Source organism: Pseudomonas frederiksbergensis, assembly GCF_003732705.1.
Classification (GTDB): Bacteria; Pseudomonadota; Gammaproteobacteria; order Pseudomonadales; family Pseudomonadaceae; genus Aquipseudomonas; species Aquipseudomonas frederiksbergensis_F.
In genome coordinates this window covers 85827-102010 of record NZ_MOBR01000040.1, presented here as the reverse complement: position 1 = coordinate 102010, position 16184 = coordinate 85827, and the positions used below count along the sequence as shown (strand labels likewise).

The window sequence follows — 16184 nt, the reverse complement described above, 5'->3', positions numbered from 1 at the left end:
AAATCAGAGAGATTCTCAATGCCCGCAGTGATGCCTTGCAGTACGCGTCTGACTCCATCCAGGCTGCGCCCGTTGTTGCACTTGAGTTTGTTGTTGAGCCTGAGTGCCTGTCCGTTGTTTATCACTGCCGGTTGGGCCGCGGACGCAGATAAGCGCAGCTATCAAGTGCCCGCCGGCAGCCTCAGCGCTGCACTGACCCGTTTCGCCGGGCTGGCCGGGGTGAACCTGTCGGTGGACCCGGCGCTGGTGAGTGGTCGTAACAGCCCCGGGCTCTCCGGTGACTTCGCGGTCGAGGAGGGCTTTGCCCGGCTGTTGCAGGGTTCCGGTCTGCAACTGCAACCGGTGGGCGAGCAGGCCTACATCCTGACCCCCGCGCCAGAAGGCGGCAGCCTGCAACTGGCGCCGACGTCGATTCTCGGCGCCACGGGCGGGTCGGACGGCGAGGTGTATGCCGGTGGCCAGGTCGCACGCAAAGGCTCGCAAGGCTTGCTCGGCTCCAAGGACTTCATGGAAACACCGTTCAGCATGACCACCTACACCAGCGAGGCGGTCAAGAACCAGCAGGCGCGCACCTTGGGTGATCTGGTCGCCAGCGATCCTTCTGTTCGCGCCACCAACCCGGCGGGTGGGCGATATGAACAGTTCACCATTCGCGGGCTCAGCCTGTTCAACAGTGATGTTTCCTACAACGGCCTCTACGGCGTCCTGCCGACCTATACGATCGACATGGAGATGGCTGACCGCGTCGACATCATCAAAGGCCCGAGCCAGCTCATCAACGGCATCTCGCCGCGGGGCAGCGTCGGTGGTGGGATCAATGTGGTGCCCAAGCGCGCCACCGACAAGCCGATCACCTCGTTCACCACTAACTACGCGTCCAATAACCAGATCGGCGGTGCCGTGGATATCGGCCGGCGCTTTGGTGAAGACGACAAGTTCGGGATTCGTTTCAACGGCGTGAAGCAATCCGGCGATACCGAATGGGATCACCAGAGTGTCGACCGCGACATGGCCGTGCTGGGCCTGGATTTCCGCGGTGAACGTCTGCGGCTCTCTACGGATGTCGGGCACACAGAGCGTGATACCGATGCGCCGCAGGAGCGCGTGATCGTCGGCGCCAACGCGCAGGTGCCCCATGCCAGCGAGGTGCGCAGCAACTACGCGCAGCCTTGGAGCAAGGCGCGGACCAAGGACACTTTCGGCACGGTGAGCGGCGAATTCGATGTCAGCGATTCGGTCATGCTGTACGGCGGTGTCGGGGCGCGCAAAAGCAATCATGACTTTCTCCGTCACGCCGTTTCCATCACCAATGACGCCGGCGATTTCAGCGTTCAGCCCCGTGACTTCACCCGTGACGAGAATGTCCGCACGGGCAATTTTGGCGTACGCAACTGGTTTCATACCGGTCCGGTGAGCCATGAAATCAACCTGGCGGCCAGCTACTTCTACATGGACTTCGAAAACGGCGGCGCCCGTTATGCCTCCGCCCCCAGCAATCTCTACAACCCTGTGGAAACACCGACGCCCAACAATCCCACGCGACAGGATTCGAAGGTCTACACCGAGAATCGCTCCACTGGCGTGGCGTTGTCCGACACCTTGGGTTTCTTCGATGACCGCGTGCTGCTGACCCTCGGCGCCCGCTGGCAGCGGGTGAAGGTTGACGACTGGACCGATAACGTCAAAGGCAACACGGCCTACGACGAGGAAAAGGTTTCGCCGTCGGGTGGCATCCTGTTCAAAGCCACTGACAAGCTGTCGCTGTATGCCAACTACATGGAAGGCTTGAGCCAGGGCAAGATCGCACCGTCGACCTCAGTCAACGAAGACGAAATCTTCCCGCCGTTCATCAGCCGCTCGGTCGAGGTCGGCGCCAAGTACGATGCGGGTCCGTTCGCCGTGACCGCCGCGGTGTTCCGGATCAAGCAACCAGCCTATGAAACCAACGCCACGACCCGAGTTTTCGGCCCGAACGGCAAGCGCGAAAACACCGGTGTGGAAGTGAGCATGTTCGGTGAACCGCTCGATGGTTTCCGCCTGCTCGGTGGCGTCATGTACATCGACAGCGAATTGAAAAAGACCACCGACGGCCTCTTCGACGGCAACCGCGCGCCGGCCACGCCAAAGTACAACGTCAACCTGGGCGCCGAATATGATGTGCGCAGCGTACAGGGCCTGACCCTGACCAGCCGCGCCATCTATTCCAGCTCGCAATACCTGGACCAGTCCAACGTCAAGGAAATCGACGCCTGGACACGCATGGACGTCGGCGCTCGCTACGCCTTCAAGGTTGACGAAAAGAACGTCACCCTGCGTGGCAACATCGAGAACGTGGCGAACAAACGCTACTGGAGTTCCGCCGGGGCTTCGGATGACAGTGAGCCTGGCTTGACCCTCTCGACCCCACGAACCTACCTCTTGTCGGCAACTGTCGACTTCTAAATCGATGCAACCGTGCGCTGCGCCACAGGGAAGGGCGCCGTCGGTTGTTTAATCCGTTTATTCCTGCAGAGGAAACATCCATGTCCACCCTGACTTGATGATCTATCGCGATACCTTTCTATAAGTTAGTACCTGTTCCAAGGTGATAACAAAGTTGTCAGATTTATAACAAGAACATGGCCGGATAATGGCACTGATGATCGTATTTCAAGTTTTCATAACTTGTGATGTTGCGTGCGCGAACAGTTTTAATAGCCGAATATCGAGTTATGTAAATATTCCAAAAAAGTGTGAGCCAGTAGTTGCGTCCAATTCTTAATGGGAATAGTTTGCATATCGAAACTTATCGAGGGTACACCGATGTTGAATGATGGCGTATTGCACTCTAATCCTTTGCAAAAAACCAATGCCGACTATCTGACTCGACAAAGCAAGTTCGAATCTAATGTACGCAGTTATCCACGCAAGTTGCCACTGGCAATTGCCAAGGCGCACGGGGTTTGGGTTACGGACGTCGAGGGTAATACGTACCTCGATTGCCTGGCTGGCGCTGGCACATTGGCCTTGGGGCACAATCACCCGGCCGTCATGGCCAGCCTCGACAGCTTCCTCACCTCAGGCCTGCCGATGCACACCCTGGACCTGACGACACCGGTCAAGGACGCCTTCTGCGAAACCCTGCTCAGCCTGTTGCCGGACCAGGGCCGCGATTACTGCCTGCAATTTTGCGGACCGTCCGGGGCGGATGCGGTGGAGGCTGCGCTGAAACTGGCCAAGACTTACACCGGGCGCAACAACATCATCAGTTTCTCCGGGGCCTACCATGGCATGACCCACGGCGCCCTGGCCCTGACCGGCAACACCGCGCCGAAAAACGCCATTGCCAGCCTGATGCCGGGCGTGCAGTTCATGCCGCTCCCCCATGAATACCGTTGTCCGCTGGGGATTGGCGGTGAGGACGGCGTCGAGGCCCTGACCCACTATTTCACCCAGTTCATCGAAGACGTCGAAAGCGGCGTTTCGCTGCCAGCGGCGGTGATCCTCGAAGCGGTGCAAGGCGAGGGCGGTGTCAACTGCGCTCCGGCGAGCTGGCTGCGGGCGATCCGCGAAGTGACGCGCAAACACGGCATCCTGCTGATCCTCGACGAAGTGCAGACCGGTTTCGGTCGCACCGGCAAGATGTTTGCCTTCGAGCATGCCGAAATCGAGCCGGACCTGATCGTCATGTCCAAAGCGCTCGGTGGTGGTTTGCCCATGGCGGTGCTGGGCATTCGCCGAGAATTCGACGCCTGGGAGCCCGGCAATCACGCCGGCACCTTCCGCGGTAACCAGATGGCGATGGCCGCCGGACTGGCGACGTTGCAGGTGCTGCAACAACAACACCTCGCCGCTCAGGCCGAACGCCGTGGCCAATGGCTCAAGGACCGACTGGTCGAGTTGCAGGCACATTACCCCGCCCTCGGCCAAGTGCGCGGTCGCGGCTTGATGCTGGGCATCGAGATCGTCGACGAACGCCAACCGGCGGATCGCCACGGGCATTTTCCGATGGACCCGGCGCTGGCCGTGGCCATCCAGCAGCAGTGTTTTAAACAGGGACTGTTGCTGGAACGTGGCGGACGCAAAGGCAATGTCATCCGCTTGTTGCCGCCATTGATTATTGATGAAGAACAATGCCAGCAAGTGATCCAGCGTTTTGATAACGCCGTGGCGGCCGCTTTATCGCAGTTGCGTCGTTGAGTGTTTAATCGAAGTGTTTAACAACTCGCCAAGTTGCAGTTTGATGACGCTGGCGCCAATCACTTTGATCAACGTCTGATTGTTTAAAAGGTTCAGTGAAGTGAAGTCGTTACGTGGAGTTTCGTCGTCCGTTGAAACGGTCGATCAGCAACTAATTTTTTCGCCATATAACGTGTCCAGTGGCCTCGCGGGCTACGGTGGAGCACCCATGAATCATCCAAATCGTAATGTTTTACCGAATATGGTCAGTGAGTTGGCGACGACGTGCGCGTTGCTTAATTGTTTGATCAAAGAGTTTGCCTTGCCGGAAAACTGCCTCAGTTACAGTTGGCCGACACAGATGCAAGGTATCGCCCCGGGCAGTTACCTCGAAGGCCTGGAATGGAAAGGCATACCACTGACCATCAAGCTGCCCAACCAGCAGCAGTTCTTCGTGATGGTGGATCGTCGCGATGGTCTGGGCAGTCACCGTTACCTGTCGGACGTTTATGCCCGACGCGGTGAGGGCGACTGGTCGTGCCTGGGGTTTGCCGAGTTCGTCGAGCAATTGCTCGCCTCTTGCGAACACATGACCCGCGCCAGCAATGACGAATTGCTCGATCAAGTGTTGCAAAGCCAGTTGCTGACCGCCGCCATCGTCGGCCACAACACGCCGATGGACGCCGACCCGCTCAGCGGTTACCTGGCCAGCGAGCAGGGCTTGTGGTTTGGTCATCCGAACCACCCGGCCCCCAAGGCGCGGCTGTGGCCGGCGCATCTGGCCCAGGAAACCTACGCCCCGGAATTCCAGGCGCGTACGGCGATGCACTTGTTCGAGGTGCCGTTGGAAGGGTTGAACGTAGGTGCCAACGGCCTGAGCAAAGCCCAGGTCCTGGCCGGGTTTGCCGATCAGTCCCAGGCACGGCCAGGGCACGCGGTGATTTGCATGCACCCGGTGCAGGCGCAGTTGTTCATGCAGGACGGCCGGGTGCAGCGTTTGCTGAAATCCAAAGACATCGTCGACTTGGGCGCCACGGGATTTATCGCCAATCCCACGGCCTCGATCCGAACCTGGTATGTCGAAGGCCACGCGTTCTTCATCAAGGGTTCGCTGAACGTGCGCATTACCAATTGCGTCAGGAAAAACGCCTGGTACGAATTGGAAAGCGCGCTGATGATCGACCGCATTTTCCGCAACCTGCAACTGACCCAACCCGAGACCCTCGGCGGGTTGTCGGTAGTGGCCGAGCCGGGCCTGTTGAGCTGGGCGCCGCAAAGCTCCAGCGAAGCCGACAGCCACTGGTTCCGCGAGCAGACCGGAGCGATCCTGCGGGAGAACTTCTGCCTTGACAGCGGCACCGACTGCAGCATCATGGCCGGCACGCTGTTCGCCCGGGGCCTGCATCTGCGGCCGCTGGTGCATGAATTCCTCACCCGTTTCAACGGCAACGACATCGACGATCAACAACTGTTGAGCTGGTTCGATGACTATCAAGCGCTGTTGCTGCGGCCGGTGCTGGCGCTGTTCTTCAACCATGGCATCGTCATGGAACCGCATCTGCAAAACAGTGTGTTGGTGCACGACAACGGGCGTCCGCAACGCCTGCTGCTGCGGGATTTCGAAGGGGTGAAACTGACCGATGAACTGGGTGTGTCGAAGATCGACACTGACGTGCATCCACGAGTTCGCGAGTCGCTGCTGTATACCCGCCAGCAGGGCTGGAATCGCATCGTCTACTGCCTGTTCGTCAACAACTTGTCCGAGGCCGTGCTGGCCCTGAGTTGGGAGCGTCCGCACCTGGCGCCGCTGATGTGGCAACGGGTCGAGCAGCAACTGATCAGCATCCGCGCCGAACTGTCCCGCGCGGCGCCGGAGCTGGATGCACTGATCGCCGGCCAGCCGATTGCCTGCAAAACCAACCTCAAAGTGCGTCTGGCAGCCAAGGCTGATCGCCAGGCCGGCTACGTCACATTGGTGTCCCCGTGGGGCAAGGAGGCTCAGCATGGATAAGTTGCCTGCCACGGTATTGGCCGCCATCGACGAAGCCCGAACGCAGCAGGAAGATCCGTTGGCGCTGTTCATCTATGACCTGGACGCGTTGAAACAACACGTGACTCAGGTGATGGCCGCGCTGCCCAAAGGCGTCGAGCTCTACTACGCGATCAAGGCCAACAGCGAACCGCAGATCCTCGCCACCGTCGCGCCGTTGGTGCACGGGCTTGAGATTTCCTCCGGCGGCGAAATCGATCGCGTCCAGGCCTGCCCGACACCCAAGCCCTTCATCTTCTCTGGCCCCGGCAAACTGGATTCCGATCTGCGCTCGGCGCTGCAACACGGCGTCGAAGCGATTCACATCGAAAGCCTGAATGAAATCGTTCGCCTGCAACGGCTGGCGCTGGAAGCAGGGCGGGTGCAGGACGTGCTGCTGCGCATCAACCCGGAACTGCCGTCGCCGCTGTCGAGCAAACTGGCAATGGCCGGTACCGCCACGCCGTTCGGGATTGACGAGTCAGAACTGGCACAAGCGGTGAGTTGGGTGGATAACGCCAGCCACCTGCGGCTCAAGGGCTTTCACGTGCACGCGATGTCCCATCAGTCGCTGGTGGAGCGTCACGAACAGCTGCTCGACCTGTACCTGGAGCGCTGGCCGCAATGGAAGGCGCTGTCGGCCAACCCGGCGACGATCACCCACCTCAATGTCGGCGGCGGCATCGGCGTGAATTACCTCGGCGCGGAGCAGTTCGATTGGCAACGCTTGTGCGCGCATTTGGGGGAATCCCTGGCGGCGTGCGCCGATGCGCCGATTGTGCGTTTTGAACCCGGTCGCTTCATCAGCGCTTATTGCGGTTACTACGCCATCGAAGTGCTGGACAGCAAAACCAGTCACGGCAAGCACTTCCTGGTCTGTCGTGGCGGCACTCACCACTTCCGTTTGCCGGTGGCCCAGGGACACGATCACCCGGTGATTCATCTGCCCCGAGGTCCTGCAACGCCAGGCGCAGTGGAGCGCAAGTGGACCGTGGTCGGGCAACTCTGCACGCCCAAGGATGTGCTGAGTCGCGACTGCCCACTGGCTGGCGTCGAGGTCGGCGACATGCTGGTGCTGCCGCTGGCCGGGGCCTATGGCTACAACATCTCCCACGCCGATTTCCTTTGCCATCCGCGACCGCCGCAGCTTTTTGCAGGAGGCGCATCTTGGGTTTGACGGTGGCCGCTCCGCGCTGGTTGGTGGTGGTCAATGTGCTGTTGGGCACGCTGACCGTCAGCCTCAACAACAGCTCGCTCAACCCGGCGTTGCCGGCGTTCATGAGTGCCTTCGACATCGGGCCGCTGCTGGCGACCTGGATCGTCGCGGCATTCATGGTGAGCATGGGCATGACCATGCCGCTCACCAGTTTTCTCAGCCAACGGGTAGGGCGCAAGCGCCTGTACCTGTGGGGCGTGGCGTTGTTTGTCTGCGGTTCGCTGATGGGCGCTTTCGCCAACTCCATTGCGCTGGTGATTACCGCTCGCGTGGTGCAAGGCATCGCCAGTGGGCTGATGATCCCGTTGTCGTTGGCGATCATCTTTTCGGTGTATGCCAAGGGCGAGCGGGGTCGGGTCACGGGAATGTGGGGGGCGGCGGTGATGCTGGCGCCAGCGTTGGGGCCGTTGTGCGGCAGCCTGATGCTGGAGTGGTTCAGCTGGCGTTCGCTGTTTTTGATGAACGTGCCGATCGGCATCGTCGCGCTGATCCTCGGCGTGGCCGTGCTGCCGGCGTCAGAAGCGTCCGAGCGCAAACCGTTTGACCTGGCGGGCTACCTGCTGATCGCGGCAGGCATTGGCCTGTTGATTGTGGCGGTGGGGCGTCTGCGCCACGCGGATGCTCTGACGGATCCGCTCAACCTCGGCATGTTGCTGGCGGCCATCGTCTGTCTGGTCGCTTTCGTGAAGCTGGAACTGAACCGCACTTCGCCGCTGCTCAACCTGCGGATCTTTGCCCTGCGGGGTTATCGCTTGAGCGTGATTATCGCCGTGGTGCAGTCGGTCGGCATGTTCGAGTGCCTGGTGTTGTTGCCGCTGCTGGTGCAAGTCGTGATGGGTTACAGCGCGATCTGGACCGGTCTGTCGCTGTTGTGCACGGCGGCGTTTGCCAGCCTGTTCGGGCACCTTGGCGGCCGCTGGCTGGATCGGCACGGTCCACGGGGCGTGGTGCTCTGGGGGTTGCTGATGACCGGCGCGGCGACGCTGGGCCTGGGCATGCTCGGGGCCGGCTCTTCTATTGCCGTGGTGTTTTTCCTGATGATGGTTCGGGGCGCCGGGTTGGGCCTGTCCTACATCCCGATCACGACCGCCGGGCTCAATGCATTACCCGAACCGATGGTCACCCAAGGCGCGGCGATGAACAACATTTCCCGGCGCCTCGTGTCGTCACTGGCCATCGTCATCGCTTCGCTGTGGCTGGAGTTTCGTCTGGGGGCCGAGGTTCATTCCGCCGCAACCCCCGGAGCGATCAGCGAAGTGTTCATGGCCACCGGGATTCTGGTCTTGCTGGCGTTGCCCTGCGCCTGGCGTTTTCCCGTACACGAACTCGACGAGCCGGCCGAGGCAATGCCCTCGGCCCTCGAACATCGTTAATTCTTTAATCGACAAGGTATGACAATGGCGACCTCATCTCAGGCAACACCACAGGCTCCAGGCGTCTGGCTGGCGACCGCCGACACCCAACGCTATCAACAAGTGGAACAGCGGGTGGTCGGGCAACTGCTGCAAACCCTGCTGTATGAAAACGTGCTGCCTTACCGTCACTCACCGCTGAGTGGCAGCCAATACCGTTTTGTCGTCAGCGGCCTCGATGCGCAGCAACAGCCAGTGGAGTACCACTGCACCGGTTTGCTCAGCGCCAGTTTCGAACTGATCCGCCTCGATTACTCCAGTCTTGAACGCGTGGACGCCAACGGCAAAAAAAGCCAACCGCACCTGCATCAAGCCTTGGCTGAACTGTTGAGCGATCTTCAAGACAGCCCGCACCTGCCACGTTTCACCCATGAACTGGAACAAACCCTGCTCAAGGACCTGCAATCACGCAGCCAGGGTTATCAAGCGGCCATGCCAAGCCATCAACTGGACGTCGATGCGCTGGAGCAGCACTTCATGGATGCCCACAGCTATCACCCTTGCTACAAATCGCGCATCGGATTTTCGCTGAAAGACAACGCCAATTACGGGCCAGAGTTCGCCACGCCGGTCGCCATCGTCTGGCTCGCAGTGGCCAAATCCTGTGGGGCAATGAACATCTCCCAACACTTGAATTACGACGATTTTATCCAGCAGGAATTCGGTCTTCAGCGCTGGCAGGCACTGGTTGAAAGCCTTACCGATCAAGGCAAGTCGATGGGCGATTACTGGCTGATGCCGGTGCACCCGTGGCAATGGGAAAACGTCGTGGTTCCGGTGTTCTATCCAGAACTGGTCAGCGGCGAAATCATCCATTTGGGCACCACGGATGATCGCTACAAAGCACAGCAATCGATCCGCACCCTGGCCAACGTCACGGACAAACAACGGCCTTACGTCAAGCTCGCACTGAGCATGACCAACACCTCCAGCACGCGAATTTTGGCGCGGCACACGGTGATGAACGGCCCGATCATCACCGACTGGCTGCACCAGTTGATCCGCAGCGACAGCACCGCCCGTGACCTCGGTTTTGTGATTCTCGGCGAAGTGGTTGGCGTCAGTTTCGACTACGACCATTTGCCCGTCACGCGCATGTCCCAGGCCTACGGCACCATGGGCACGCTGTGGCGCGAAAGCATTCACCAATACCTGGAAGCCGATGAACAAGCGGTGCCGTTCAATGGTTTGAGCTCGGTGGACAATCGTTACGGCAACGGTGAGCAGACCCCGTTTATCGACGCCTGGATCAAACAATACGGCCTGCACGCCTGGACCCGTCAACTGCTGCAGGTCGCGGTGTCGCCGATCATTCACATGCTCTACGCCGAAGGCATTGGCATGGAGTCCCACGGTCAGAACATCGTCCTCATCGTCAAGCAGGGCTGGCCGCAACGCATTGCCCTGAAAGACTTCCACGACGGTGTGCGCTATTCACCGCAACACCTCGGCCGCCCCGACTTGGCCCCGACCCTGGTGCCGCTGCCCGCCAGTCACGCCAAGCTCAACCGCAACTCGTTCATCCTCACCGACGACGTCGATGCAGTGCGCGACTTCTCCTGTGATTCGTTCTTCTTCATCGCCCTGGCCGAGATGGCGATCTTCCTGCATCAGCACTATCAACTGGCAGAAAGCGAGTTCTGGCAGATGACCGCCGAGGTCATCACCGGTTATCAGGCCGAGCACCCGCAACACCGTCCGCGTTATGAGTCGTTTGATGTGTTCGCGCCGTTCTATGAAGTCGAAGAACTGACCAAACGCCGTTTGCTGGGCGATGGCGAACGTCGGTTCAAAAAGGTGCCGAACCCGCTGCACGCCTTCCGGCCGCAATCATGCTGAGGACCAATCTGCTGAAGCAGAAACTCACCTCGGGCGCGCCGGCCTATGGGCTGATCAGTTCGATTCCGTCGCCAGCGTCCATCGAACTGATTGCCGAAGCCGGATTCGACTTCGTGATCATCGACATGGAACACGTGCTGATCAATCCGGAAACCGTCGAGAACATGATCCGCACCGCCGAGAGCTACCCCATCACCCCTCTGGTGCGGGTGGCCGACCTCAACCCGAAAACCATGCTGCGCCTGCTCGATGGCGGCGCCCAGGGCATTGTGCTGCCGATGATCGAAGGCCCCGAGCCTTTGGCCGAGAGCATCCGCGCCTGCAAATACCACCCACAGGGCGGTCGCAGCCTGAATGCCGGGCGCCCTGGTGCGTTCGGCAAACACAGCCTGGCGGAATACATCGGCCTGGCCAACGAACAAATCATGGTCGTGGCGATGATTGAAAGCGCCGAAGGCGTGCGCCGCGCGGCAGAGATTGCCGCCGTGCCCGGCCTCGACATGATTCTCGAAGGCGCGGCGGATTTATCGCAATCGATGGGCTTGCCGTGGCAGATCGGCCGTCCCGAAGTGCAAGCCGGGCTGCTCAGCAGTTGGCAAGCCGCCAACGCGGCGGGCGTGCCGTACTGCGCGATTCCACGCCAGCCGGGCGACCACGAACGGTGGTTGGCTCGCGGCGTGAAAAGTTTTGTTTTGGGTGACGAGCGTGGCATCGCTTTTCGTGCCCTCCAGGCCAAGTTGGCCGCCACTTCAGCAGAAGGAAAATAACCCGATGAACTTCACCACAATGGCCGCCGACAGGGTGATGCAGGATCTGGTCGATTGTTTGCTGGCCGAGCACTTTTTCGGGACCGAGCCGCTGAACCTGCTGGCGTCCGCCGCCGACCAGCCGTTTACCGGGTTGAGTGCCGAGCAGCGCATCTGGGAATGGCACAACGAGCCGCAGGGTTCGATCCTCGTGGCCCTGCGCCCCGGCATCACCCAGCAATGGGAGAAAGTACCGGGCACGCCAGTGTTGGTTCGCCAGGATCAGCAACTGACGGCGCTGTCCCCAGAAGTCTTCATGACCCAAGTGCTGGCCGGGATGACCGACCGCTATCAGGACAATGAAAAGGGTTTTGCGCTGTTCCTCGATGTGCTGCGCACCAGCGTGCGCCAGACCGAATTGTCCCTGGCCCATCGGGTCAACAGCGAGCGCTTGCTGGAAAAGAGCAACGCCGATTTTTTCCTGACCATGGAGCAATGGGCATCGCTGCGTGATCGTCCTTACCATCCATTGGCCAAGGCCAAGCAGGGTTTGAACGACGCGGAATATCAGCACTATCAAGCGGAGTTCGCCCGCCCTGTGGCGTTGAACTGGGTCGCCATCGACCGCACGTTGCTGCAATGCGGTGACGGCGTGACCGACCTGACGCAGCAGCGTCCCGCCGATTACCTGTTGCCATTCGCGCTGCACGCCGGCCTGCAACACGAGATGCAGCAGCGGGGCATTTACGAAAGCCACATCGCGTTGCCGGTGCACCCGTGGCAGTTCGACCACGTGCTGCAAGCGCAACTCGGCGACGCTTTCGCCAAGGGCGATTGCCAGCGCCTGGACTTCACCGACGGTGATTTCTACGCCACCTCGTCGTTGCGCTCCATGACCCCGTGCTTCAACAGCGCCGATTACCTGAAGTTGCCGATGGCGATCTATTCCCTCGGCGCTTCGCGTTACCTGCCCGCAGTGAAAATGATCAACGGCGGCTTGAGTGAAAAGCTGCTGCGTCAGGGCTTGGACAAAGACGAAACCCTGCAACAGAAACTGCACCTGTGCGATGAAACCAAGTGGTGGGCGTTCATGCCGCCGGACGCCACGTTGTTCGACGAAGCGCCGCGTCATCTGGCGGCCATGGTCCGAGGTTATCCGCCTGCGTTACTGGAAGATAAAGACACCCGACTGATCCCCATGGCCGCCCTCGGTACGCCGCTGCCTGGCAGCAACCAGCACTTCTTCGATGACTGGATGGCCTACCGTCAACTGCCGGCCAACGCCGTGTCGGTGACGACCCTGTTCCGCGAGCTGGCTCACAGCTTCTTCGACATCAATCTGCGGATGTTCCGCATCGGCATGCTCGGCGAGATCCACGGGCAAAACGCCGTACTGGTGTGGAAGGCTGGTCATGCCGAGGGCTTGCTGCTGCGCGATCACGATTCCCTGCGCATCTTCGTGCCGTGGCTGGAACGCAACGGTTTGGCCGATCCGGCGTACCGACTGAAGAAGGGCCACGCCAACACGCTGTATCACGAGCGTGCGGAAGACCTGTTGTTCTGGCTGCAGACCCTGGGGATTCAGGTCAACTTCCGCTCAATCATCGAAACCCTGGCGCTGGTTTACGCGCTGCCGGAACGCGGTTTGTGGACGGCGATGGGCGAAGTATTGAACGAGTTGATTGACACCATCGACTTCGACACCGAAGCTCGCGCGATGATTAAACAGCAATTGTTCGAAGCACCCCACTGGCCGCAGAAGTTGCTGCTCACACCCATGATCGAGCGCGCGGGCGGTCCCGGCAGCATGCCGTTTGGCAAAGGCCAGGTGGTGAACCCTTTCCACCGGTTGCATCGTGAAGACTGATCTTCAACCTCACCCCTCCAGGCGCACGCTGTTGCGCCTGTCTTTGGGGATGCTTGCACTCAGGTATTCGATACCGGCGTGGGCGCAAACCGACGCCGCGCCGCTGCGGGTGATCACCCTGTTTCAAGGGGCCACCGACAGCGCCGTGGCGTTGGGCGTTACGCCGTGCGGCATCGTTGATTCCTGGAGCGAAAAACCGACCTATCACTATTTGCGTTGGGCGCTGGATCAGGTGCCCCATGTCGGGCTCGAAACCCAGCCCAGTCTTGAGGACATCGCGCTGCTGAAGCCGGACGTGATCATCGCCTCGCGCTTTCGCCATGAACGCATCGCCCCGTTGCTCAAGCAGATCGCCCCGGTGGTGATGCTGGAGGAAGTGTTCGAGTTCAAGAAGACCTTGGCGCTGATGGGCATCGCCCTGTACCGCAAGCAGCAAGCCGATGAGTTGCTGGGCCACTGGCAACAGCGTGTAGCGCAACTGCGCCTGCAATTGCAGCAGAAGTTCGCCGGGCGCTGGCCGCCCACGGTGTCGATTCTCGATGTGCGTGAAGACCATATCCGCAGTTACCTGCCGGAGAGTTTTCCGGGCTCGGTCATCAGTGAGTTGGGTTTTGACTGGAGTGAAGCGAGCAGGGCGACGAGCGGGGTGTCGATCAAACTCACCAGCAAGGAAAGCCTGGCGGTGGTGAATGCCGATATTTTCTTCATCTTCTTGCGCGCGGAGAAAGCGGCAGTGCAGCGAAACTATGAAAGCCTGGTGCAGCACCCGCTGTGGCAGCAAATGCGCGCGCCGCAACAAGGGCAGGTGTGGCGGGTTGACGGTGTGGCGTGGAGCCTGTCGGGCGGCATGCTTGGGGCGAATCTGATGCTCGATGACGTTGCGCGTCTGGTGACTGCTTCATGAGCAACGGGTTGAAGCTGTGGAGCGCGGGCGTTATGTTGCTGTTGAGTTGCGTATTAAGCCTGGCGGTCGGCGCAACGTGGATTCCGTTGTCGCAGATTTTCGCCGCGTTTGTGCATCCCGATCCGTTGAGCGTCAGTCATGTATTGGTGACCACCACGCGACTGTCGCGGACTTTGATGGCGATGGCCGTCGGCGCGAGCCTCGCAGTGGCCGGCGCGTTGATGCAGGCCCTGACGCGCAATCCACTGGCGTCCCCCGGTCTGTTCGGGATCAACGCCGGGGCGACGTTTTTTATCATCCTCGGCTCCTCGCTGTTCTCCCTGGCGTCCCCGGATGCGTGGCTGTGGTGCGCGTTTATCGGCGCGGCGGTGGCGGGCAGTCTGGTGTGGTTGATCGGCAATATGGGGCAGGGCAGCCTCAGTCCGTTGCGCATCGTGCTCGCGGGCGCGGCCATGGCGGCCCTGTTTTCGGCGTTCAGCCAGGCGTTGCTGGTGGTGAATCAGGACGGGTTGGACACGGTGTTGTTCTGGCTCGCGGGTTCGTTAACCGAACGTAGCCTGTCGGTGGCGGCGCCGTTGCTGCTGTGTGGCGTGCTCGGGTTGTTCGGCGCGATGTTGCTGGCGGGGCAGGTCAACGTGCTGAACGCGGGTGAAGAGATTGCCACCGGCCTGGGACAGCGCACGGGTTTGATCCGCTTGATGATGGCCGTGCTGGTGGTATGTCTGGCGGGCAGCGCCGTGGCGTTGGCCGGCAGTATCGGGTTTATCGGTTTGCTGGTGCCGCACATGGTGCGCAAGGGCTTGTCCATCGACCATCGCTGGTTGCTGCCGGGGTGTGCGCTGCTCGGCGCGATTGTTTTGCTGCTGGCAGATACGTTGTCGCGGGTGCTGATCCTGCCGCAAGAAGTGCCGGTGGGCGTGATGACCGCACTGTTCGGCGCACCGTTTTTCATTCTGTTGGCGCGGCGTGGAGGTCGTTATGGATAAGGTCCTGACCTGGCGTCGCAGCGGGTTTTCCCGGCGGATTAATGTCGCGACATTGTGGCGCTTGCTCGCCGCCGTGGGGGTGACCGCGCTGATCATGCTCGGCTCGCTGTCCTTGGGCAAAGTCATGCTCTCGCCGCTGGAAGTGCTGCGCATATTACTGTCGAACCAAGACGCTAGCCTGACGTTTATCGTCGAGCAACTGCGCTTTCCGCGCCTGCTGCTGGCGGCGTTGGTGGGGGCGGCGTTGTCGGTGTCCGGGCTGATCCTGCAAAGCATCATCCGCAACCCATTGGCTTCGCCGGACTTGCTGGGTATCACCAGCGGTGCGAGTGCGGCGGCGGTGTTGTATCTGTCGTTTTTCTCCGTAGCGCTGGGTCAGCAATATCTGCCACTGGCGGCGATGCTCGGCGCGGGCCTGGCGGCATTGGCGATCTATTTGCTGGCGTGGAAGCAGGGGACTTCACCGTTGCGGCTGGTGTTGATCGGTGTCGGCATCTCCGCGATGTTGACTGCTGCGACCACGTTCATTCTAGTGTTCAGTCCGCTGACCACTACCTTGTCGGCCTATGTCTGGCTGACCGGCAGCGTGTACGGTGCCAGTTGGCCGGAACCGTTGGCGCTGGGTAAATGGTTGTTGGGCATTTGCCCGCTGCTGGTTTTCCTCGCTCGGCAGGTGATGGTGCAGCAACTGGATGACAGCCTCGCCCAGGGCATCGGCGTGCGCGTGCAGTGGCTGCGGGCGGGTTTGTTGCTGGTCAGCGTGGCCTTGGCCGGTGCGGCGATTGCCTGGGGCGGGGCGATTGCGTTTGTCGGGCTGATCGCACCGCACATTGCCAAGCGCCTGGTGGCGCCGGGGTTTGGTGGTCAAGCGGTGATGGCCGCGCTGGTCGGCGCCAACCTCGTGGTGCTGGCCGACCTCGCCGGGCGCACGCTGTTTTTGCCGCTGGATTTGCCCGCCGGGATTTTTGTCGCCGTGCTGGGCACACCCTTTTTTCTCTATCTGTTGATTAAACAACGTCATTAAGGA

At 60.6% G+C, this 16184-nt stretch carries 11 protein-coding genes; all 11 read left to right on the top strand.

The features are described 5' to 3' along the window. Window positions 1-18 precede the first annotated feature (18 nt). The 11 genes from BK667_RS25690 to BK667_RS25640 all read left to right on the top strand — a co-directional run bounded on the left by BK667_RS25690 (window position 19) and on the right by BK667_RS25640 (window position 16181). Entirely contained in the window at window positions 19-2442 is a 2424-nt protein-coding gene (locus tag BK667_RS25690; protein ID WP_123599294.1) for a TonB-dependent receptor, read from the top strand. 360 nt (window positions 2443-2802) lie between these two features. Next, a complete protein-coding gene (locus tag BK667_RS25685) occupies window positions 2803-4179 on the top strand; it encodes a diaminobutyrate--2-oxoglutarate transaminase (protein ID WP_123599293.1) in 1377 nt (458 codons plus the stop codon). Window positions 4180-4387: 208 nt separating this feature from the next. Further along, window positions 4388-6169: an IucA/IucC family protein gene (locus BK667_RS25680; RefSeq protein ID WP_123599292.1), complete on the top strand. Its 1782-nt coding sequence runs from the start codon at window positions 4388-4390 to the stop codon at window positions 6167-6169. Beyond that, the gene (locus BK667_RS25675; protein WP_123599291.1) at window positions 6162-7364 is read left to right on the top strand and encodes a type III PLP-dependent enzyme; all 1203 of its coding nucleotides are present in this window, start codon (window positions 6162-6164) and stop codon (window positions 7362-7364) included. Before BK667_RS25680 ends, BK667_RS25675 begins: the two co-directional genes overlap by 8 nt. Then, window positions 7361-8776, top strand: coding sequence for a DHA2 family efflux MFS transporter permease subunit (locus BK667_RS25670; RefSeq protein WP_123599479.1), 1416 nt, complete (start codon window positions 7361-7363; stop codon window positions 8774-8776). The genes BK667_RS25675 and BK667_RS25670 overlap by 4 nt, the downstream gene beginning before the upstream one ends. A gap of 18 nt (window positions 8777-8794) precedes the next feature. Beyond that, window positions 8795-10654, top strand: a complete 1860-nt coding sequence (locus tag BK667_RS25665) for an IucA/IucC family protein (protein ID WP_375539187.1) — start codon at window positions 8795-8797, stop codon at window positions 10652-10654. Then, complete coding sequence (locus BK667_RS25660) at window positions 10648-11421, top strand: HpcH/HpaI aldolase family protein (RefSeq protein WP_185058278.1); 774 nt, start codon at window positions 10648-10650, stop codon at window positions 11419-11421. Before BK667_RS25665 ends, BK667_RS25660 begins: the two co-directional genes overlap by 7 nt. A 4-nt stretch (window positions 11422-11425) precedes the next feature. After that, complete coding sequence (locus tag BK667_RS25655; protein ID WP_123599288.1) at window positions 11426-13267, top strand: IucA/IucC family protein; 1842 nt, start codon at window positions 11426-11428, stop codon at window positions 13265-13267. 49 nt (window positions 13268-13316) lie between these two features. Further along, window positions 13317-14171 (top strand): ABC transporter substrate-binding protein, encoded by an 855-nt coding sequence (locus BK667_RS25650; RefSeq protein ID WP_123599287.1) that lies wholly within the window; start codon window positions 13317-13319, stop codon window positions 14169-14171. Continuing rightward, window positions 14168-15157: a FecCD family ABC transporter permease gene (locus BK667_RS25645; RefSeq protein ID WP_123599286.1), complete on the top strand. Its 990-nt coding sequence runs from the start codon at window positions 14168-14170 to the stop codon at window positions 15155-15157. Before BK667_RS25650 ends, BK667_RS25645 begins: the two co-directional genes overlap by 4 nt. After that, the gene (locus BK667_RS25640) at window positions 15150-16181 is read left to right on the top strand and encodes a FecCD family ABC transporter permease (protein ID WP_123512562.1); all 1032 of its coding nucleotides are present in this window, start codon (window positions 15150-15152) and stop codon (window positions 16179-16181) included. The genes BK667_RS25645 and BK667_RS25640 overlap by 8 nt, the downstream gene beginning before the upstream one ends. Window positions 16182-16184: the final 3 nt, after the last annotated feature.

What these genes read in the sequence shown, in the direction of transcription:
- BK667_RS25655 (WP_123599288.1), top strand. Translation starts at nt 11,426, where the DNA reads ATGAACTTCACCACAATGGCCGCCGACAGGGTGATGCAGGATCTGGTC.
- BK667_RS25645 (WP_123599286.1), top strand. Translation starts at nt 14,168, where the DNA reads ATGAGCAACGGGTTGAAGCTGTGGAGCGCGGGCGTTATGTTGCTGTTG.
- BK667_RS25680 (WP_123599292.1), top strand. Translation starts at nt 4,388, where the DNA reads ATGAATCATCCAAATCGTAATGTTTTACCGAATATGGTCAGTGAGTTG.
- BK667_RS25660 (WP_185058278.1), top strand. Translation starts at nt 10,648, where the DNA reads ATGCTGAGGACCAATCTGCTGAAGCAGAAACTCACCTCGGGCGCGCCG.
- BK667_RS25675 (WP_123599291.1), top strand. Translation starts at nt 6,162, where the DNA reads ATGGATAAGTTGCCTGCCACGGTATTGGCCGCCATCGACGAAGCCCGA.
- BK667_RS25650 (WP_123599287.1), top strand. Translation starts at nt 13,317, where the DNA reads ATGCTTGCACTCAGGTATTCGATACCGGCGTGGGCGCAAACCGACGCC.
- BK667_RS25690 (WP_123599294.1), top strand. Translation starts at nt 19, where the DNA reads ATGCCCGCAGTGATGCCTTGCAGTACGCGTCTGACTCCATCCAGGCTG.
- BK667_RS25665 (WP_375539187.1), top strand. Translation starts at nt 8,795, where the DNA reads ATGACAATGGCGACCTCATCTCAGGCAACACCACAGGCTCCAGGCGTC.
- BK667_RS25640 (WP_123512562.1), top strand. Translation starts at nt 15,150, where the DNA reads ATGGATAAGGTCCTGACCTGGCGTCGCAGCGGGTTTTCCCGGCGGATT.
- BK667_RS25685 (WP_123599293.1), top strand. Translation starts at nt 2,803, where the DNA reads ATGTTGAATGATGGCGTATTGCACTCTAATCCTTTGCAAAAAACCAAT.